Genomic DNA, 19,917 nt, shown 5'->3' on the forward strand with positions numbered 1-19,917 from the left:
TTGGCACGCCCCTTTAAATTATCCTTTCATAGAGTTTAGCGTATTCTGCCGCAGAGCGCGACCAGGAATAATCACCTTTCATCCCATTTTTTTTGATGGCCTCCCAATGTTCCGGCTGCTGATAAAAAGTCAGGCATCGGCTAAGGGCGAGGTCGAATGGCTTGTCCTGTGAAAAATCGCTTAAAAACCCATTGCCGGTCTTCAGGTTTTCATCGTATTCCACTACAGTGTCTTTCAAACCACCTGTTTTATTGGCTACAGGAACTGTTCCATACCGCATCGAGATCAATTGGCTCAATCCACAAGGCTCAAAATGCGAAGGCATCAGAAAGATGTCAGCACCCGCATACAATAGATGGGCGAACGCTTCGTCAAAGCCGACATGGACGTAGACCTTATCCGGAAAATTGGCTGCCAGTTCGTGGAAAAACTGTTCGTACTGCTCTTCGCCAGAACCCAGCAATACAAACTGGACATCTTCTTTTTCCAGCAAGGCAGGAAGCACCTGTTGCAGCACATCAATTCCTTTTTGTCCTGCCAACCTGGAAATCATTGTCATCAATGGCACGTCTCCACGTTCCGGAAGAGCCGCCTTCAGCTGAATTGCCCGTTTATTGGCTTGTTTCCCTTCCAGATTCATCGCATCAAATTGCCGTTCAATGGCTTGATCGGCTGCGGGATTATAGACATCTGTATCGATTCCATTTAAAATACCGACCAGATCCTGTTCTTTCTTCTGCAGAAAACCATTCAGCTTCTCACCATAAAAATCCGTCAAGATTTCATCTCGATAGGTAGGGCTGACAGTGGTCACTTTGTCCACATAGGAAATACCTGTCTTTAACGCATTGAAGTCGCCATTCCATTCCACAACACCATCATCGTAATAACGTTCATCCATTTCGAAGTTTTCTAAAAATATCTCTTTGGCAAACTTCCCTTGAAATTGCAGATTATGAATCGTCAAAACGGTTTTTATCGCTTGAATCGACGCATATCGATCGTCTTCCTTCAATAGAAATGGAACCATGGCAGTATGCCAGTCATGAACATGAATCAGGTCAGGCTGCTGTTCCTGCCGCTGAATAATCTCCAGCACCGCCCGGTTGAAAAAAGCATATCGTTCCGCATCATCTTGCTGGCCGTAAATCTTGTCTCTTTTGAAATAGCTGTCGTTTTCCACAAATAAAAATTTCACACCGGCATGAGCGTATTCATAGACGCCAAATGTTGATTGCTGGCCTTTAAAATCAAACTCGATCGTTTCTTGCAGATGGAATTCAGATGTGTGTTCTTCTGAAATCAAACTATACTTCGGAACGATGACGTTGATTTCATGGCCTAATCTGCTGAGTTCTTTCGGTAATGCCCCCATCACATCAGCCAGTCCTCCGGCTTTTGCAAATGGTGCACATTCTGCTGCTGCCATTATGATTTTCATCGCATATCCTCCTTAGTGACCTTCTCCCCTTTGCGTAAAACGATCGGTTGTTCAGCTGTTCCGTGTAAAACCACCCCTTCACCGATATAGACATCTTTATCCGCAATCACATAAGACAGATCACAATTTTCTTCAATCACGCATTTTTGCATAATAATGCATTTCTCTAAACGTGCATTTTTCTTAATGTTGACTGCCCGGCTGATGATGCTGTCACTCACTTCCCCCATGATGGTGCTGCCGTTGGCAATCAGAGCCCGTTTGACACTTGATCCTGTAACATATCGCGTTGGAGGTTCATCTTTCACTTTTGTATAAATAGGCCGGCCAGGGAGGAACAGCTGTTTTCTATTTTCTTCATCCAGCAATCCCATCGAGGCCTGGAAATAGCTTTGAACGGAATCGATAATGGCAAAGTAACCTTTGTATTCATACTGATTGAATGTATAGGGGCTCTTCTTCAAATTGACTACATCTTCCACACTTACCACGTTTTTGTCACGGTGAGTCTGAATCAATTCGACTAGGAGGTCTTTGGATAAAATATAATTCTTCAAGGAAACCCCTTCACTCACAGCTTCTGTGATGTCTGCACCTGATTCGATGTGATGATTCAGCATCTCTCTGAAATCCAATTGGTTGACGACGAAGCCGTTGGTGACGATGGCATAAGGTTGTATGCTTTTTGTGAAAAATTGCATATGCTCTTCCAATCCCGCAAACGCGCCTACCGTGGATAAGCCTCCATCCCGCTGTGTGATCGGAAGGAAAAACAATCCATTTTTTCTTCTGTCCAAATCCCAGCTCTTGCCGACTCCAATATGATCCAACAGAGAAGCAAATGGAGAAGAAGGAAATACGCCAACCGTATTTACACCGGAATTGACAAGATTTGATAAAGGAAAATCGATCAGCCGGTAGCGTCCGGCAAAAGGTACAGATGAAATGGCCCGCTGGATCGTTAAATCCTGCAGCCCTTCTTTTTTAACAGATGTGTCGACTACAGCCAATAAGTTCATTTTCCGACACGCTCCTTCCATTCATCCAATTGCTCTTGGGTCAATAAGATCACTTCATCCTGTTGGCCAGGAATTTCAAATCCTTCCGGCACGTCTAATCTTGGCGGTACAACAGCCCGATGAAGCTTGGCACCTTTGCGGATCTTCGCACCGCTCATGACCACACATTCCGACACCGAGGCCTCTTCTTCAATCGTTACGTTTTGAAAGATTACGGACTTGAAAACCTTACCGGAAATTACACAGCCTTCATTTACCATGGAAGCTTGAACATCGCCGGTTTCGTTGATGACCTGTGGAGGCAGCTGTGGATTTGAAGAGAAGATCCGCCAACCCGGATCATGCAGGTTCAGGCCGGAATTCAAATCAAGCAGATCCATATTGGCTTCCCAGAGGCTTTCAACGGTTCCAACATCTTTCCAATAGCCTTTAAACGGATAGGCGACCATTTTTTCGCCCTTCTCCAGCATGGCTGGCAGAATGTCTTTCCCAAAGTCATGGGAGGAAGCCTCATTTACGTTATCCGTCTCCAAATACTCTTTTAACTTCTCCCATTTGAAGACATATACCCCCATAGACGCTAGATTGCTTTTCGGCTTTTCCGGTTTTTCGTCAAATTCCATGACGTCCATACTGTCGTTGACGTTAACGACTCCAAATCGGCTGGCATCTTCCCAAGGAACTTCCAGGACGGAAATCGTTACGTCTGCCTCATGTTCTTTGTGGTAGTCCACCAATGCCTCATAATCCATTTTATAAATATGGTCTCCCGATAAAATCAGCACATAGGCCGGGTCACAGGACTTCAGGAAACTGATGTTCTGATAAATTGCGCTGGCTGTCCCCGCGTACCATTTGATGCCATCTATTTCTGCATACGGCGGAAGCATGGTCACTCCGCCATTGCGGCGATCCAAATCCCACGGTGTTCCCAACCCGATATATTGATGCAAAACATGCGGCTGATACTGCGTCAAAACCCCGACGGTTTCAATTCCTGAATTGGTACAATTGGACAACGGGAAATCGATGATCCGATATTTCCCGCCAAACGGCAGCGCTGGCTTTGCTATCGTATACGTCAGTGATTTCAACCGGCTTCCCTGTCCGCCGGCCAACAGCATTGCGATTACTTTATCGTTCATTTGGCTCCACTCCCATCCTTTTTTGTTTCCACACATTCATCGTAAATGCAGGCAAATCCAATACTACGGAATAGGGCAAGTCATCATATGGATCATCTGCCGCTCCGACAACAGCTTCCGGGTAGTCATTTCCTGTCGTAAAGATTTTTTCGTACTCCGTGCTTTTCGGGACACCCAACTTAAAGTTTTCATAATGATTGTCCGAGAAGTTACAGACGATTATGCATTCGTCCTCCGGCATATATCCTCTCCGAATAAAGGCAGCTACGCTTTGCTCATGGTTATCCGCGTCAATCCAGGAAAAGCCGTCCGGATGATCATCCAATTCAAAAAACGCTTTTTCAGTTCTGTAGAAGGCCAGCAATTCTCTTGTGAAATCAGCCATTTTTTTATGCTCTTCCATTTCCAAAGAAAGCCAATCCAGTTCCGGTTTAAATTCCCATTCTTCGAAATGCCCAAACTCCTGACCCATGAACAGCAATTTCTTTCCCGGGTGGGCACTCCAGAAACCGAGCAGCAGCCTTAGTTGAAGAAATCGCTCATCCAACGTTCCCGGAAGCTTGTTCAACAAAGAACCTTGACCATTCACCACTTCATCATGGGAAAGCGCAAGAAGATAACGCTCTTCATACTGGTACATGAGGGAAAAGTTCATTTTCCGATGCACTTCAGAACGTTTATCAGGCTGCGTTTCCATGTAATCCAGCGTGTCGCGCATCCAACCAAAATTCCATTTGTAATGGAAACCGACTCCCCCCTCAGAAACCTCATGTGTCACTTTCGGATAATGCCAGGCATCTTCTGCAATTAATATTGTTTCCGGATAAAATTCCTTCAAACTATCTGTCAGCTTCTGAAGGAATTCAACACCTTCAACATTATGAGGGCGTTCTTCTCTGTTGGGGATGAACAGCAGACAGACCAGTGCATCCATCCGTATGCCATCGAATTTAAATTCATTCAGCCAATAGTGGGCACTTGATGTGAGAAAGCTGACAACCTCCCCTTTCTGGACATCGAAATTCAATGTGCCCCAATCCGGATTGGCGCGCCGTTCCAACCGCTCTTCCTCATATAAAGGCGTGCCATTGAATAGAGCCAGCGCATGTTCATCTACACAGAAATGGCCTGGAATCCAATCCAGAATCAACCCGACTTTATTTTCGGCACATTTGGCGATAAAGTATTTCAAATCATCAGCATTTCCATATCGGCTGGTCGGCGCAAAATATCCGGTTGTCTGATAGCCCCAGGACTCGTCCAAAGGATGCTCTGTAATGGGCAGGATTTCGATATGGGTAAAGCCCATATCCAAGATATAGGGGATCAGCTCCGAAGCCAATTCACGGTAATTCAAAAAACCACCTTGGGCATTACGCTTCCATGTCCCGATATGTAATTCGTAAATAGCCATCGGCTTTTCAAAATGATTTCTATTTTGAATTTTTTTGTGTTGCAACACAGTTTTTGACCAAGTGTGCTTAGCGGCTGCTGCCACAACCGATTTGGTTTTCGGCCTCATTTCACTCGCTTGTGCGTAAGGATCGGATTTCCTTACTATTTGCCCATCCGAAGTTTCAATGATGTATTCATAAGAATATCCAATCAGTCTCCCAGGAATCTGTATATGCCAGATTGTCGGATCCAAGGGGTGCTGCTCCATTCCAAAGATTTCTTCCACGTCGCTTTCAGGATTTGAACAAGCTACGTTTACGCCAACTGCACCCGGAACCCATACAGTGAATCTTGTTTCATCTTCAGTGACATGCGCTCCAAAGTATAGATACGCATCTTTCATCAGTCCAGCATGGAAAGAATCCAGCTTTTCCTGCGTCAGAAGGCTTTGCAGATCATTCATCTTCACACCTCCAAAATTTTAACAGTCCCGTGTCCCCTTTAATTCTACATAAGCCATGTAAATCCCTTGTTAAGAAAGTTAATTGTCCAAAAATTTAGTTAAATTAAGAATTTTTCGGTATTTCCGTTCGAAATGTCTACACATTTCTTTTTCTTTATACCCTTGTTTGGGGGAAGAATATCCACTACGCTTAGGAGGATATCCGATTATTGAAAGAGAGGCTGAAATTTTTGCGAAACTATAGAGGACTGTTACTGGCTGTTTTCTTCAGCATTTTTTTGGCTGCATGCAATCAGGGCATTGAAGACCCCCTCAAATGGGAAATAGAGGATTTTACATTCACCAATCATAACAATGAAGATTTCGGCTTAGCCGATCTGGAAGGTGAAGTATGGTTAGCTGATTTTGTTTTTACTAATTGCACGACCGTCTGCCTGCCGATGATGGCGAATATGACAGATTTGCAGGCACAATTAAAACAGGAAGGCCTCGATGTTCAGATTGTTTCGTTCAGTGTGGATCCTGCATTTGATAAACCGGAAATCCTGAAATCCTATGCGGAAAATTACGGAGCTGATTTATCCAGTTGGAATCTGTTGACGGGCTATACCCCACAGGAAATCGATGAATTTGCTATGGATAATTTCCAGACTTTAGCCCGGAAGCCTGAAAATGACGATCAAGTCATTCATGGGACTTCCTTTTATCTAGTTGACCAAGCTGGCGTCATCATGAAAGCCTATGACGGATTGAACCCCCCGGTCGAAGAAATTTTGGCAGATGCGGAAATCCTATTGACGGAGGAATAAGACATGGCAAAGAAAAAAATCTGGATAGTTGCGCTGCTGCTTGCCGCCTTCCTTTTGCTGCTGCTTTTCTTTATCCCGAGAGAAAATATGCCGGCACCCGAAAGCCGTGTGATTCTGGAGCATACCTTCAGGACCTATATTGCACCTTCGTGTTTTGAACAGGCTGACGCTACCAACTTTTTGGAAGAATCAACTCTGGAGCAGGCACAGGAACTCAATTATCCTCCGCATTCTTCCTGTACTGAAAAAGCATTCGAAGGAAATCAGGACAGCGGCTTTATCCGCCTGCTGAAAGAATTGGACATCATGGAAAAAGAATCGCAGGATTGGTAATTAAAAAACAGGCAGAGAGTTTTTCTCTGCCTGTTTTTTTACCGTCTCGACCTGATGACTTTGACGCAAACCGGAGCGGTCGTCTGGACAATATTTTCGACTGTGCAGGGAGCACCTGATCGCCCCATTTTCAAAGCCGCGAGCGTATGGGAATTTTCGTTCGCCACTACAAGCCATTCATCGCCGGGAATTATGGCGAAATGCCTTGGCCCTTCTCCTCCCGCCCCTGCTAACCCGATGTTCTCCAACGTTCCATTATCTTGTATGGCAAATGTGGCGATGCTGTCATGCCCTCGGTTCGATGCATAGACATACCGGCCATCACCCGAAACAGCAATTTCCGCACTGGTATTTTGTCCCTGGTAGTTGTCGGGCAATAAAGGCAGCAACTGCAGGAAATCCAATTGGCCTTGCTGGCTGATCTTGTAAACCAACAGTGTGGAGTTTATTTCATTTAGTGAATAGACAAACGGTTTTGTCGGGTGGAAGCTTAAATGGCGGGGGCCAGCTCCTCCTTCTGCTTGGACAGTATATTGAAGTGTCAATTTTCCGGTATCGGAATTCAGCTTATAGGTGGTGATGGTATCATTGCCCAGATCCGAAACCAAAAATAAATTCTTCCCCGGAACTTGTATGACCGAATGCGGATGAGCAGCATCCTGCCGCTCTTTATTCGGACCGGAACCTTCATGTCTCACAGAGTCCGCCAAGTCTCCAATTCCACCATCTGCACGTAGAGAGTGAACGTTAACTGTAGCGCCGGAATATGTAACAGACAGGAGCCATTGTCCCGTTTCGTCAATGGTGATATGAGCCGGATGATCGCCATTGGACGATTGTCGATTGAGTTCCACTATTTTTTTCGCATCCGGATGAATCCAATAACTGACCAATTGGCCATCCCCCACCTCACTGGTGGCGACAAAACTTGTACCATTCGGGTGGATGGCAAGAAAAGAAGGGCGCTCAATGCCCGCTATACCAGCCAACTCGGTCAATTCCCCGCTGGCCTCTTCGAATTCCCAAAGTTTAATGCCCGGTTCTTGTTCTGATGAATACGATCCTGTCAGCAGATAGCTGGCTGCCATCAAATTCCTCCTCGACTAAATGGTATGAAACAACATTGGTGCCCTCTATTATTTTGCAGAGTCTACACTAACGGGTTGAGGTGACTAATCATCCACACAGATTGCCTTTCATTGGTCCCGAAGAAAGAGTCGAAAAAGTCCTTTTAAGACCAATTGCTTCATTTTGCTTATCAATTCTATAATTCCCGTGAATTTACGGTACAGATGAGGTAAAGTTAGCTATGAAACCTGACCAATTCCACTAAAAGAGAAAGAAGGTTGCTCATGAGAAATTTCGGTTTATCCATCCGTGAAAAAAGCATTGTCTGCATCGGCTTTATGGGAGTCGGCAAAACAACCGTCGGCAAATTGCTGGCCCAAAAGCTCTACCGGAGCTTTATTGATATCGATGTCGAGATCGAGAAGGAATTTGCTATGCCGATTCCGCAAATATTCGAAGTTTACGGTGAACAGGCATTCCGGGCCAAAGAGAAAGAGTTGATTGTGAAATACAGCCAACAGCCCTTGAATATTATTTCTGTTGGCGGCGGAGCTTTTCTGCAAAAGGAAATACAAGACATTTGTATGGCCAATTGCATCGTCTTGTTTCTTGATATTTCATGGGAGTCATGGAAAGACCGAATCCATATTCTCGTTGACAACCGTCCTTTGTTAAAAGGACGTTCTCTTGAAGATATGAAAATACTGTTTCTGGAACGGCAATCGATTTATTCATTAAATCATTCCAAATTCCAAGTGGATAATTTCCAAGCGGAAGAAGCAGCTGAGTATTTGGCTGACGCGTTGAAATTATCCTGGGAGATCCATGCCCCTCAGCCCAAGTGAAAATCAAACCCACCATCTATAAATGGCGGGTTTTTTCGTTGGCAAGCACTCTCCTCACCACCTTCCTTGTTTTAATATTCAGTTAGTAGAAATTATACGCCATCAATTATAAGCTTTCAATTTTGAGCCTGTTGAAAAGAGCATGAGGGCATTTAAAAGCCTTCATGCTCTTTTCATCACAAATGAATAACTGTCTGAATGAATAATTGAACCAGGATATAAAAAGCGACAGCGAACTTTAAATTGAATTGAAGACCGTTTCGGATTCCGCTCAATCCATTGACACTGCTCAAGATAATCACCGGCATGACAAAAGGTGACAATATGATGGAAATGACACTTCCTGAAGTTACCGCCAGCACCACTAATTCGGGAGGGTACGGAAAAGGAATCGCCTCCAGGACTCCTGTCACCAACACGATAACCGGCAAGGGGCCCAAGCCGATAAAGCCAAGTAAAATGACTATGAACGGGACCAGGAACAGGATATTCAAAACTGGAATGATTCCAGTCAAAAAATTCATGCCGCTGATTACATAGTTGCCGACATCCGACTGATTCAACGCAAAGATAAGCACCCCAGCTGCCATTAAAATGCTGAACTGCTGTGCTTGTTTGGCAATGCCTGCTGAGAAATAATAGCGGGTTTCCACAACAAAGCTGGAAGTTCTTCCTTTAATCAAAAAGTAGAACAAGGTCCAGACAAGAATGACCAGTGGGATGGTCAGTAAAAATTCCAATCCAGTTATTTCGTGGACAAGAAAAATAGTCCCGAACAAAGAAACGAACAAAAAAACAAATTCCGCAACATCCTTGTTCCACTTTCCGGGATTCCGCGAATTCTTCATGGCTTTATCAATTTCCTGCCGTAAAACAAAGGTGAAATCCACTCCATATTTCTTTTCCTGGTAATAGGAAAAGATTACCGATAGGATTGTTCCCGCTAAAGCAAAAGCGAATCCCAGCACCATCGACTTCCACAGGGTCGCTTCCAATGCTTCGACCGCAAAGATGAAACTCGGGATACTGATGACCCATAAGGTGGAAAGTCCAAAACCGCGCAGAATGGCTGTCCCTTTAAAATTCTCCCATGCTTCATCTTTATGTTCCTTTAAAAAAGTATCAATGAAGCGATACATCATCGGCACTACGCCAAACAACAGAAAATGGGAGATGACTTGTGTCATTGCCATCAAGCCAAAGTAGAATTTCTGGCTCTTATTGAGGAAATTGTGGGCGAAACTCATAATCTCTTCAATATAAGGCTCTTCCTTCAGTACCCAACTGATCATGGGGACAATCAACAGCAACCCGATCAAATTTCTCATTTGCTGTAACCCTTGGACCAAATCGGGACCGAACGAATCACTCGTAAAATATAGGACCACTAAAGCCATAAGAACGAGGAATAATTGCAACTGAATTTTCTTGAATGGCAGGAAAAGAAAAGCCGATACTAAAATCAGAACACCCAAGACAGAGAGCATTCCGGTTAAAGCGGCATTCTCATAAAAGTAAGTGACAAAATGCACCAAAGCATATGCCGAAACTGAAAAAATAAATCCTCTAGCAGCTTTCCGGTTCATTTCATCCCTCCTCTGACGACTTTCATCATCTTTCCCCATTCTACACTTTTTTAACAACTAGTTATTTTAATCCCACGGTTTCCAATCAAGTTCTAAATCGAATGAGGGAGACCTGCTTAAAGGTTTCCCGATGTTTCTTACGATTTTTTGTTTTCAGTTAATCTGTGATATGCTCTGAGATAACAATGAATTATACAGCAACTTCCTCCGGAAAATAAACTGTATTTCATTGAGCAAAGCATTTCCCTGTTTTATTGGCTCGGCTTATCGATGACATGTTCTAACAGTATGGGAGGAATTAACCGTGGGTGTAACAAAGAGTTTTTTCATTGCGTTATCCAAAAATCAGCCATTAAACAGTGCTGCTAAAAAATGGGGCTTGAAATTAGGCGCCGGAAAAATGGTTGCGGGTACTGACATCAAAAGTATGATGCAGTCCGTAAAAGAACTGAATGCCAATGGCATTAGTGCAACAATCGATAGTCTTGGCGAATTTGTCCGCACTAAAGAAGAAGCGACAAAAGCTAAAGAGGCCATATTGAACACATTGGAAGCCATTCAGACTCATGGTGTGAATGCGCATATGTCCGTTAAATTAACGCAAATTGGCCTGGACGTCGATCCTGCCTTCTGTCTGAAGAACATCCAGGAAATTGTGGCAGCTGCTGCCAACTATGATATTTTCATTAATTTGGATATGGAAGATTACGACCACCTGCAACAAACACTCGATATTCTCGAAGCCCTGCTCAAGGAATACGATAATGTCGGTACCGTTATCCAAGCCTATTTATACCGATCCGAAAAAGATGTGGAGAACTTGCAGAATGTCCGTCTCCGTCTCGTAAAAGGCGCGTATAAAGAAAGTGCAGAAGTCTCCCTCCAGGACAAAGAAGAAATTGATGCAAACTATTTGAAGCTCATCAAGCTCCACCTTCAAGCGCCTGGATATACGTCAATCGCAACACATGATCATCATATTATTGAACAGGTCAAAACATTCGTAAAAGAAAAAAATATTCCACTGGATCGCTTTGAATTCCAGATGCTTTACGGTTTCCGTTCCGACATGCAAAAAGATTTGGCAAAAGAAGGCTATGCCTTCACTACCTATGTGCCTTTCGGTCAGGATTGGTATGCCTATTATATGAGAAGATTGGCAGAAAGGCCTCAAAACATCAATTTGGCGTTGAAAAGTTTACTATCTAAATAAAGGAAAAAACACCTCCGAAATTTTTTCGGAGGTGTTTTTCTTATCGTTTGTCGCTTTATAGGAGATGCTTACGCTTTTCTCTATGTCCAGTTGCAAGTGCCTAGCTCCTCGGGTCATAAGTCGACCCAGCTGTGTGGCAAAGAGCGCCACCCTGCTGGTCCGCCTTATGCCTGTCAGAGCTGAACAGGCACTTTCACTTTTCGTTATGTCCAGCTCCAGCAGCCAGATTCTTGGGTCATAAGCCACTCCAGCTGTGCGGCTGAAGAAACGCCGCTTCGCCGGAGCATCTTATGCCCGTCGAATCTACACGGCTGCTTACGCTTTTCTTTGCTTCAATCTAAATTTCTTACTTGAATCGGCGGAAGGTCTCGTTGAAGGTTTTTTCTGTGTCTTTCGTATTGCGCTGGCAGCATCAATGCTTCTCCCAGTGCTTCCGGCGATTCGTCGATTGCAAATCCTGGGGGATCGGTGGCGATTTCAAAAAGGATGTCTCCATATTCCCGGAAATAGATAGCGTTGAAGTAATTGCGGTCCTGAACCGGCGTTACCCCGAGTCCGTAGGTTTCCACTTGTTCTTTCCAATCTAATTGATCCGCGTCGTCCTGCGCGCGCCAGGCGATGTGATGGACAGTTCCTACACCCATCTGCCCTGTGCCAACTCTGGATAGCTTGACATCAATGATGTTGCCGAGATCGCTGGCTGCGCGGAAACGCATAAGGTCATTTTCTTCCCCTATTTTTTCGAGGCCCATGACCGTTTCCAACAACTCTGCTGTTTTTTCTGAGTTGGCTGTGTATAAAGTGGCACCGCCAAACCCCTTGATGGCTACTTCTTCCGTTACTTCACCAATTGCCCATGTATTTGGTTCACCTTGCTGTCTTTCAACCAATTCCAAATGCAAACCGTGCGGATCATCAAATGACAGATAAGACTCTTCAAAGCGCGTTGTTTTTGTAAAGGGCACCTTGAATTTCCCGAATCTCTTTTCCCAGAATGCTAGAGCCCCCTCTGGAACTGCATAAGTGGTGACACCAACTTGGCCATCCCCAATTTTCCCTTTATAAGCATTTCCCCAAGGGAAGAACGTGATGATGGTTCCCGGTTTTGCGGTTTCATCCCCGAAATACAGATGATAGGTACCTGGATCATCAAAGTTTACTGTTTTTTTGACCAGTCGCAACCCCAAGACGCCGGCATAAAAATCCACATTTTCCTGCGGATCCCCGACAATTGCAGTAATATGATGAATTCCCATTGATTTTTTTGTCATTGTGCAGCACTCCTTCGTTATATTCAACTCTACTTGCCTATCTTATCATTCTATTATCTCGAATTAAAGATATTCACTCGAAGTTCTAAAACTGATGTTCATCTGTACAAAACGCTTTATTTTGGAAGATTGTCTTCATGCTTGTTCATCTGCTTTTGCTTTTGATCTTTGATTTGCTCTAAATCTTCCTGATCTTCTTTTTTGTCTTCTTCGATTTCCTCTTTTCTTTCTCTTTCCTCAGACTTGGACATGTCCGAATTTTCCTGTTGTTCTTCCACCTGATCTTTTTGCTGCTCTTTGACTTCTTCTATTTTTTCCATATCCTCTTGATACTGTTCTTCCACTTCTGAAGTGGACGGAAGGAATGGCTCATCGTTATAGTCTGTTCTTCTGCCGTAGCGAAGCATTTCATAGATAATCAGACCGTTATTCGGCATTCCGTTGGCTGTTTTCATCGGCACGATATCAAACACTACATAATAGAATGCATAAAAGACAAAACGATCCCAAAACGTTGCATATTCTTCCAGCATGCCATTTGCTAACAAAGCGTTTATCGTAAATGCCACAACCATATTCACTAAAATCGGACCTGCATAAAGGGATATATAAGCAATCTTTCCTTCTCTTCTTAATGAATCATACGAAAACCAACTATATAGATGGTAATATTTTCGTATATCGAACATCCCTATTTTAACAATTCTTGGTCCCGAGCCAATCGTCATTCGTGGGTTTTTAACCCCTACTATTAAACCCATTATTAAATAACCCGATTCCCGTAAAAAGACGACTACGGGTAAAATAATAAATGCAGAAATTATCAATGCGATCAAATCGGCTATTCCAAACATTTACTCACTCCCTTTAAAAGTTTAAAAAAGCCATACCTGCTTAAGTACCCCCTTTATATTGCATTCCCGCTTATACCCTATTACAAATATATTTCATTTTCATAAATATAATTCGTTGGTCACTGTCTTTATTCGTGTTAGCATAGCTATTATATAAAGAAGTTCAAGTAATTGTCTTAGCAGTTAATACCTGTGGGTACGGGCAATACTTTAACCGAGTAGGCCACTAGCTGACCGGATTTCTTTTTATCTTATTTATATCATACGCGAAAAATTCACTCTAAAGGACGGATACTGTGGGAACTCAAACTGGACGTCAAAAGCGAAAAAAATGGATTGTTTTTTTTACGTTGATTGCTCTTTTATTTGCTGTGGTTGTTTTTGAAGAAATTACTTCATCTCCCGATGCTTCAGCGTCTATCCAAATCTCAGGCTCTGCGGCTTTCAGCCCTCCCCCCGATATCCATGAAATCAATGAACGCGTTAAGGTTGTAAAAAATTTAGTATACAGCGATTCAAAAAACAGCCTTTTGGATATTTATCATCCTAAAGACGCTTCCGCTTCGATGCCGGTCATTTTGTGGATCCATGGAGGAGGCTATGTTGGGGGTTCTAAAGATAGCCGCCAGGATTACGCTATGGCTTTGGCAGATGCCGGCTACGTAGTCGCGAACATCGATTACGCACTGGCTCCAGCATCTCTCTATCCAGGTCCAGTGCTGCAAGCTAACCAGGCGCTTGCTTTTATGCAGCTTCACGCTGCTGAATATGGTGGTGACATGGAACGCGTCTTCGTAGGAGGCGATTCTGCGGGTGCACAGATTGCCAGCCAGGTAGCCGCTCTTATATCAAATGTAGAATTGGCGAAAACGATGGCCATTCAACCGGCCATCGCCAATAGCCAGCTTCAAGGAGCCTTGTTATTATGCGGCTTGTATAACCTGGATACTGTCCGAGCCACCGCTTTTCCAAACATCGACCTTTTTCTTACAGCCTATACAGGTGCCGAACCATTCGAGTCGTTTCCGAGAATCGATGAGCTTTCCACTGTCCAGCATATCAGCCCGAACTTTCCGCCTGTCTTCATAACTGTCGGCGATGCGGATCCATTCGTTTCCCAGTCTGCTGAACTGGTCGAACTGCTGCAGGCCAATGAAGTACAGGTCAGCTCGGTCTTTTTCGAAAGCACCCAGAAAAACCTGAAGCATGAGTATCAATATGATTTGAGCACAGAGGACGCACAGAGCACGCTTGAAAAAACCCTTCAGTTTCTTTTTGTCCATGGTAAATAAAAAAACGAGCACTCCGCAGAAAAGCGGTTGCTCGTTTTTGTTTTTCATCCTTGATTTACTGTGCTTTCTTTAATAACAGGAGCAGCTGCCTGCTGTCTCTTTTTGGTAGGAAGCATATTGAAAAGAATATTCAGGACAATGGCCGTAACACTTCCGGCTACGATTCCATTACTCGTTAAAATTTGAATACTTGAAGGCAATTGGACAAACAGTTCAGGAACTACTGTAACACCAAGCCCGATTCCAACCGAACAGGCAATGATCATGGAGTTTTCCTGAGAGTCGGTGATGATGGTACTCAGCATTTTAATGCCTTGCGCAATCACCATACCGAACATCGCAATCATAGCCCCACCAAGAACTGAAGGCGGAATGATCGTAGTCACGGCAGCAATTTTCGGAACAAATCCAAGTGTAATCAACATAATTCCTGCAATCAGGATAATTTTTCGTGATTTGACGCCGGACATCTGAATCAGCCCTACGTTTTGCGAAAATGCTGTATACGGGAAGGAGTTGAATATCCCTCCGAGTACGATGGCCAACCCTTCCGCACGATACCCTTTTGCCAAGTCTTTTTCTTTTAATTTCTTTTTCGTGATATCCCCAAGCGCGAAATATACGCCTGTCGATTCAACCAATGACACCATGGCCACTAAGATCATCGTCAGGATGGCTGGCCATTCAAAAGTCGGCATTCCGAAGTAAAAAGGCTCGACCATATGGAAATAGGAAGCGTCTGCGATTGGGGAAAAATCCACCTTCCCAAGGAAAAAAGCAGCAACTGTTCCAACAATCAATCCCATTAGGATGGAAATGGCTCTTAAAAAACCGGAAGAAAACCGATACATGAAGACGATGAACAAAAGAGTGCCGAAAGACAGGCCAATATTGGCAAGTGAACCAAAATCAGCGGCTCCCTGTCCGCCCCCCATATTATTGATGGCTACGGGAATGAGTGTAATACCGATGATCGTTACAACAGTTCCTGTAACAACCGGTGGGAAGAAACGGACCAAGCTGCCGAAAAAGCCGCTGATCAAAACGACAAAGACTCCGGAAACAAGAATAGCTCCATAAATAGCGGAAATGCCATATTGGCCACCGATTGCAATCATTGGTCCAACGGCAGTAAATGTGCAACCCAGAACAACCGGAAGCCCGATGCCGAAGAAACGGTTGCTGACGATTTGAAGAATTGTCGCTACACCGCATAGTAAAATGTCGATTGCCACCAGATACGTCAATTGTTCAGGTGTCAATCCAAGTGCTTCTCCGACAATCAAGGGAACTAATACGGCGCCTGCGTACATCGCCAGGACATGCTGGAATCCTAAAGCTGTTTCACCCAGTGTTTTTTTCATTTAACTTTCGCCTCCTCAAAAAATGTCACTTGCCCATTTTCCAAAGAAGAGATGTTTGCCAATGTTTCAACACGGATACCCCGCTCACGAAGCAAACTGCCGCCCGGCTGGAATCCTTTTTCAATGACAATACCGATTCCGGCCAATTTGGCGCCGGCTTGTTCCACAATATCCAATAATCCTAAAGCCGCCTGTCCGTTTGCAAGAAAATCATCCATGACCAATACGACATCATCTTTTTGGATAAAATCCTTTGACACGGAAATATCGTTGGTTTCATTTTTCGTATATGAATGGACGCTTGCTGTGTATAAATGATCGACCAATGTCAGTGATTTGCGCTTTCTTGCAAATACAGCAGGCACACCAAGAACTAAGCCTGTCATCATCGCTGGAGCGATTCCTGATGATTCCAAGGTTAACACTTTTGTAACCCCATCTTCCTTAAACCTTGAAGCGAACTCTTCCCCAATTGCCTGCATCAAAGGCGGATCAATTTGGTGATTTAAAAATGAATCTACTTTCAATACCGATTCCGACAAAACCTTGCCGTCCGATAAAATCTTATCCTGCAATTTTTTCATGCTGCCAACTCCTCTTCTGTCACGGCTGAAGGCATGAAAAAAAGCCCTCAGAACGTGCATCCATTCATACCATGAGTGGAGCAATGTCCTTCGAGCTTGAATTCGAAAGGAAACAAAAAAGAATAGACACCTCAAAAGGCGCAATCCAGTTGCTTCGTTGCTTCTCATAGTCAGTTCGTTTACGGCAAACCGGTAGAAACTTGCGGGCCATATCCCCGCGATTATATGAGTGAATCGTATTTGAATGGTCTTATTATAGCACGCTGTTTACGCTTTTCAAGGGCGGCTTAAGTTAAAAAAGTATTCCATTTATTCAGACACAACAGGCGGTTCTTCTTCATTCTTCACCCATAAATGCTTACCGAGCTCCGAGCGGATCTCTTCCGGAATCGGTTCGGATTTTTTCTTATGCAAATTATAATTTACATAAACCGCTGTATTGTGGGCACAAAGATTATTATCCTGATAAAGTTCTTCATACAATTCCAGACTACTGCCGCCCATTTTCTTCACCCACACATTTACTTCCACATCCTGGCCAAAATAGATTTGTCCGGTGAATTCCAGAGTGGTTTTGACGATGACCATTTTCCATTTCGCAAAATCATGATCAGGTGTAAATAAGTCGAACAACGGATTCCTGGCTGCTTCAAACCATACCGGCAAGGTCGTGTTGTTGATATGGCCCACTGCATCTGTTTCTGAAACCCTTGGTGTCAATATCGTTTTATACATATGTCTCCTCCTTCTTCATCGGTATTCTTTTCAGTGCTGATTATTGCATGGCAGAAAGAAAATCAGATAGAAAAAGATGGACCCGGTTCGGCATCCACCTTTCCTTTCTTAATTGTTGATGTACTTCTCAAATACATCACCAAAGTCTTTAACATGGTATTGGTTGCGGACAGAAGTCATCCAGGTAAAGCCGAAATCCGTCAGTTTCGAGTATTGGTCATCCAACTTCACATCACCTGCTCGTGAATTCTGCAGAATCGTCACTGCCTTTTCCAGGCTGTCATCAGCCATCCCGATGATAATTGAATTTTCATGAGTAATTTCAGCGATTCGCAATAGCGATTTATAGAGGTCCGTTAACCGAGCTGCCTGCTGCTTTTGTACATCAATTTTAAAAGGAACGGAACCTACAGTAAAAGCTAGTTCCAAATCCAAGTCAATTCGTCCCGCAGTTTCCAAAACGACGCTTGAAATAGTATGCTGGGAATAAGGATAACGCCTCAACGTCCGTTTGGAGGACATTGCACTTTCACCATCAACATGGATGATGGCCAGATTGGTGAAACAATATTCATCCGCTTTTGTTTTGATCAAAAAGTAGATTTTTTCTCCATCTTCATTCATGACGTAATCGTCGGAGTCTGTTTTATCGAAGTCCTGCGGATCAATGATTTTCCCGATATCCGATAAGCCAAGTGCTTCAGAAGCCATCTTTTTAAACATAGCAAGTATTCCCCTTTATCCATAAAGTGGTGATTCCATTAACTTAATTCTATCAAAGAATCGAAAAAACAGCACCAGAAACAGGAATCCATAAAAAAAGAACGGGACTGAAGAACCCGCTCCATTTTCACTTGATACGCTCATCGGCAGTTCTGTCCACTTTATAAGTAAACTCCACATTTACAAGTTTACCGGCCGGAATGTGTACGCGAAACTCCAGTTCGTCTGATTGCTTTAGTTCGTAGTCATGGGTGGATGATTCCATCTGCCATATCCGCTCAGGAATATGATGATTGACTTCGATCCGCACATATTCTGATTTGTGGTTCTGCAATTTATAGATATAGGTCACATACTCAAAATTTCCTCGCTTGTCCCGCTTTTTCTCCCAGCTTTTGCTGGCGATCTCAAACGCTTCACCAATTAACAAAGAGACTTTCTGCTGTGCTGCAGTATGATTGATGGCATTCTCTCCGATGAACTCCATTTCACCGTCACGATCCTGTTCATATACTTTAAGAATCCCTCTAGGCAATGGGATTCCAAGCTTATTGGTTTTGGTATTATCGAATTCCATGATAATCTTCGCTTGTTTGCTTTCTGCTTCCACCTTATATATCTTCCGGAAAGCCGCATCCTGTATTTTCAGGAAACTGATTTGTTTTTTCTGCCCATGTGAGATGGACACCGGATGCTCCAGACTGTGAGTATGGTAATCAGCAAAGCTATCCTCTTCAAAAAAAGAACCCGATTCCTCTGCTTTGGCAAACAACCTGGCTTGATTCAATGGGTGCGGGTCTCTGTATCGATTGACCTTACCGGCCGCCAGCTTGAGCCGGCTGTCGTAAAAATCCATGCCGCTAGTATTGGAAAGTTGGATCCACCCCATGAGCGTCAGGCGAGAACCGCTGATTTCCGCGACATAATTTGCCTGCCACTCCATCCCTTGCGTCAAATAGGAGACTTTCGCTTCAAGGTCTGTTTCAATGGCTGCTATTTTCCATAACAAAGCAGGCTTCGTCAATAACCCAGTGGGCAGCGCAGGTAAAACCAGTTGTCCAATCGGATCAATGACAATTTCTTCAGTATCAGTCCGTTCACCGATGATACTTCCTGAAACACTGAGCAATCGGATTTTCATCTCTTCGCCCAGCTCAGCATTTCTTACAGTTATCACTTCATCAATGTACTTTTCCAAGAGTGTTTCTTTACTGATCAATTCGCTATCGTAGCTTTGTTCCAGTACATGGAGGCCATGAATCAGGACGGAATCCGCTTCGATTCCTGAAGCAATATCCATAAATCGGATTTCACTTATCTCTTTGTTTCCTGGAATCATCCGCGTTTCTTTGACCAATCCAAATCCATCATTGTAGACGGTTAAACTTGAAGATGTCTGCTGCTGGCGTGTTGAATGGAATTTCATTCAGATCTCTCCCTTCCAAGAACCTATTGGAGCTCAGTGAATGGCACAAAAAAATTCTTCTTTAGCGTCAGTGACAGGTGAAAGCCAGAGCTCTGCTTGCATCAGCGGCCAAAATACTGTTTAAGGTAAACAATGGTTTTCAGGCGGCATTCCTCTGTTAACGGAGACCTTTTCGGATGGATCAAATCTCCATACAGCAAATCTCCCAGAAACCGCAATTCTTCTTTGTATCTCTGATTTTTTTGAAGATCATACACTTCTATTTTTATGTAAATCGCCGTTCCCTGTTCAACAAAATCCGTGACGGTAATTTGGCAGCCCATAGTTGTTCCTCCCGTTCGTCCGTTTTTT

Annotated in this window: 19 protein-coding genes and 1 riboswitch; of the genes, 5 read left to right on the forward strand and 14 right to left on the reverse strand. The window is 43.8% G+C overall.

Going from position 1 to position 19,917, the window contains the following annotated elements; translation table 11 throughout:
- Nucleotides 1-13: 13 nt before the first annotated feature.
- Genes glgA through glgB form a run of 4 tightly spaced genes read right to left on the reverse strand, consistent with a single transcriptional unit; the run spans nt 14 to nt 5,463 of the window.
- Nucleotides 14-1,441, reverse strand: a complete 1,428-nt coding sequence (glgA, locus tag K8U60_RS09260; protein ID WP_223637448.1) for a glycogen synthase GlgA — start codon at nt 1,439-1,441, stop codon at nt 14-16.
- Entirely contained in the window at nt 1,438-2,460 is a 1,023-nt protein-coding gene (locus K8U60_RS09265; RefSeq protein ID WP_223637451.1) for a GlgC family sugar phosphate nucleotidyltransferase, read from the reverse strand. The genes glgA and K8U60_RS09265 overlap by 4 nt, the downstream gene beginning before the upstream one ends.
- Complete coding sequence (locus K8U60_RS09270) at nt 2,457-3,605, reverse strand: glucose-1-phosphate adenylyltransferase (protein ID WP_223637454.1); 1,149 nt, start codon at nt 3,603-3,605, stop codon at nt 2,457-2,459. Before K8U60_RS09270 ends, K8U60_RS09265 begins: the two co-directional genes overlap by 4 nt.
- Nucleotides 3,595-5,463 carry a 1,4-alpha-glucan branching protein GlgB gene (glgB, locus tag K8U60_RS09275; protein ID WP_223637457.1) on the reverse strand — a complete coding sequence of 623 codons (1,869 nt, stop codon included), beginning with the start codon at nt 5,461-5,463 and terminating at the stop codon, nt 3,595-3,597. The genes K8U60_RS09270 and glgB overlap by 11 nt, the downstream gene beginning before the upstream one ends.
- A 230-nt stretch (nt 5,464-5,693) precedes the next feature.
- On the opposite strand from glgB, the gene K8U60_RS09280 reads away from it, so the two are divergent.
- Complete coding sequence (locus tag K8U60_RS09280; protein WP_223637475.1) at nt 5,694-6,272, forward strand: SCO family protein; 579 nt, start codon at nt 5,694-5,696, stop codon at nt 6,270-6,272.
- A gap of 3 nt (nt 6,273-6,275) precedes the next feature.
- Nucleotides 6,276-6,605 (forward strand): hypothetical protein, encoded by a 330-nt coding sequence (locus K8U60_RS09285; protein ID WP_223637477.1) that lies wholly within the window; start codon nt 6,276-6,278, stop codon nt 6,603-6,605.
- 38 nt (nt 6,606-6,643) lie between these two features.
- Here the strand turns inward: K8U60_RS09285 and K8U60_RS09290 are convergent, their stop codons facing one another.
- Nucleotides 6,644-7,693, reverse strand: coding sequence for a lactonase family protein (locus K8U60_RS09290; RefSeq protein ID WP_223637480.1), 1,050 nt, complete (start codon nt 7,691-7,693; stop codon nt 6,644-6,646).
- A 264-nt stretch (nt 7,694-7,957) separates the two neighbouring features.
- Here K8U60_RS09290 and K8U60_RS09295 point away from each other — a divergent pair, with 264 nt between their 5' ends.
- A complete protein-coding gene (locus tag K8U60_RS09295) occupies nt 7,958-8,518 on the forward strand; it encodes a shikimate kinase (RefSeq protein ID WP_223637483.1) in 561 nt (186 codons plus the stop codon).
- Nucleotides 8,519-8,694: 176 nt separating this feature from the next.
- Here the strand turns inward: K8U60_RS09295 and K8U60_RS09300 are convergent, their stop codons facing one another.
- Nucleotides 8,695-10,104, reverse strand: coding sequence for a hypothetical protein (locus K8U60_RS09300; RefSeq protein WP_223637495.1), 1,410 nt, complete (start codon nt 10,102-10,104; stop codon nt 8,695-8,697).
- Between the two features lie 304 nt (nt 10,105-10,408).
- Between K8U60_RS09300 and K8U60_RS09305 the strand changes: the two genes are divergently transcribed.
- Nucleotides 10,409-11,317, forward strand: coding sequence for a proline dehydrogenase family protein (locus K8U60_RS09305; RefSeq protein ID WP_223637497.1), 909 nt, complete (start codon nt 10,409-10,411; stop codon nt 11,315-11,317).
- Between the two features lie 332 nt (nt 11,318-11,649).
- Here K8U60_RS09305 and K8U60_RS09310 read toward each other — a convergent pair whose 3' ends face one another.
- Nucleotides 11,650-12,588, reverse strand: coding sequence for a ring-cleaving dioxygenase (locus tag K8U60_RS09310; RefSeq protein ID WP_223637500.1), 939 nt, complete (start codon nt 12,586-12,588; stop codon nt 11,650-11,652).
- 116 nt (nt 12,589-12,704) lie between these two features.
- Nucleotides 12,705-13,442 (reverse strand): hypothetical protein, encoded by a 738-nt coding sequence (locus tag K8U60_RS09315; protein ID WP_223637503.1) that lies wholly within the window; start codon nt 13,440-13,442, stop codon nt 12,705-12,707.
- 296 nt (nt 13,443-13,738) lie between these two features.
- On the opposite strand from K8U60_RS09315, the gene K8U60_RS09320 reads away from it, so the two are divergent.
- Nucleotides 13,739-14,734 (forward strand): alpha/beta hydrolase, encoded by a 996-nt coding sequence (locus K8U60_RS09320; RefSeq protein ID WP_223637506.1) that lies wholly within the window; start codon nt 13,739-13,741, stop codon nt 14,732-14,734.
- Between the two features lie 44 nt (nt 14,735-14,778).
- Here K8U60_RS09320 and K8U60_RS09325 read toward each other — a convergent pair whose 3' ends face one another.
- The 6 genes from K8U60_RS09325 to K8U60_RS09350 all read right to left on the reverse strand — a co-directional run bounded on the left by K8U60_RS09325 (nt 14,779) and on the right by K8U60_RS09350 (nt 19,889).
- A complete protein-coding gene (locus K8U60_RS09325) occupies nt 14,779-16,098 on the reverse strand; it encodes a nucleobase:cation symporter-2 family protein (RefSeq protein WP_223637509.1) in 1,320 nt (439 codons plus the stop codon).
- Complete coding sequence (locus K8U60_RS09330; protein WP_223637525.1) at nt 16,095-16,682, reverse strand: xanthine phosphoribosyltransferase; 588 nt, start codon at nt 16,680-16,682, stop codon at nt 16,095-16,097. Before K8U60_RS09330 ends, K8U60_RS09325 begins: the two co-directional genes overlap by 4 nt.
- Before the next feature lie 147 nt (nt 16,683-16,829).
- Nucleotides 16,830-16,931: riboswitch (purine riboswitch) on the reverse strand.
- A gap of 60 nt (nt 16,932-16,991) precedes the next feature.
- A complete protein-coding gene (locus tag K8U60_RS09335; protein WP_223637528.1) occupies nt 16,992-17,417 on the reverse strand; it encodes an acyl-CoA thioesterase in 426 nt (141 codons plus the stop codon).
- A 108-nt stretch (nt 17,418-17,525) separates the two neighbouring features.
- Complete coding sequence (locus K8U60_RS09340; RefSeq protein WP_223637531.1) at nt 17,526-18,140, reverse strand: PH domain-containing protein; 615 nt, start codon at nt 18,138-18,140, stop codon at nt 17,526-17,528.
- Nucleotides 18,141-18,267: 127 nt separating this feature from the next.
- On the reverse strand, nt 18,268-19,566 hold the full coding sequence (locus tag K8U60_RS09345) for a DUF4139 domain-containing protein (protein ID WP_223637534.1): 1,299 nt from the start codon (nt 19,564-19,566) through the stop codon (nt 18,268-18,270).
- Nucleotides 19,567-19,667: 101 nt separating this feature from the next.
- Nucleotides 19,668-19,889 carry a hypothetical protein gene (locus K8U60_RS09350; protein WP_223637537.1) on the reverse strand — a complete coding sequence of 74 codons (222 nt, stop codon included), beginning with the start codon at nt 19,887-19,889 and terminating at the stop codon, nt 19,668-19,670.
- Between the last annotated feature and the right edge of the window lie 28 nt (nt 19,890-19,917).

Source organism: Planococcus circulans (assembly GCF_020023385.1).
Classification (GTDB): domain Bacteria; phylum Bacillota; class Bacilli; order Bacillales_A; family Planococcaceae; genus Planococcus.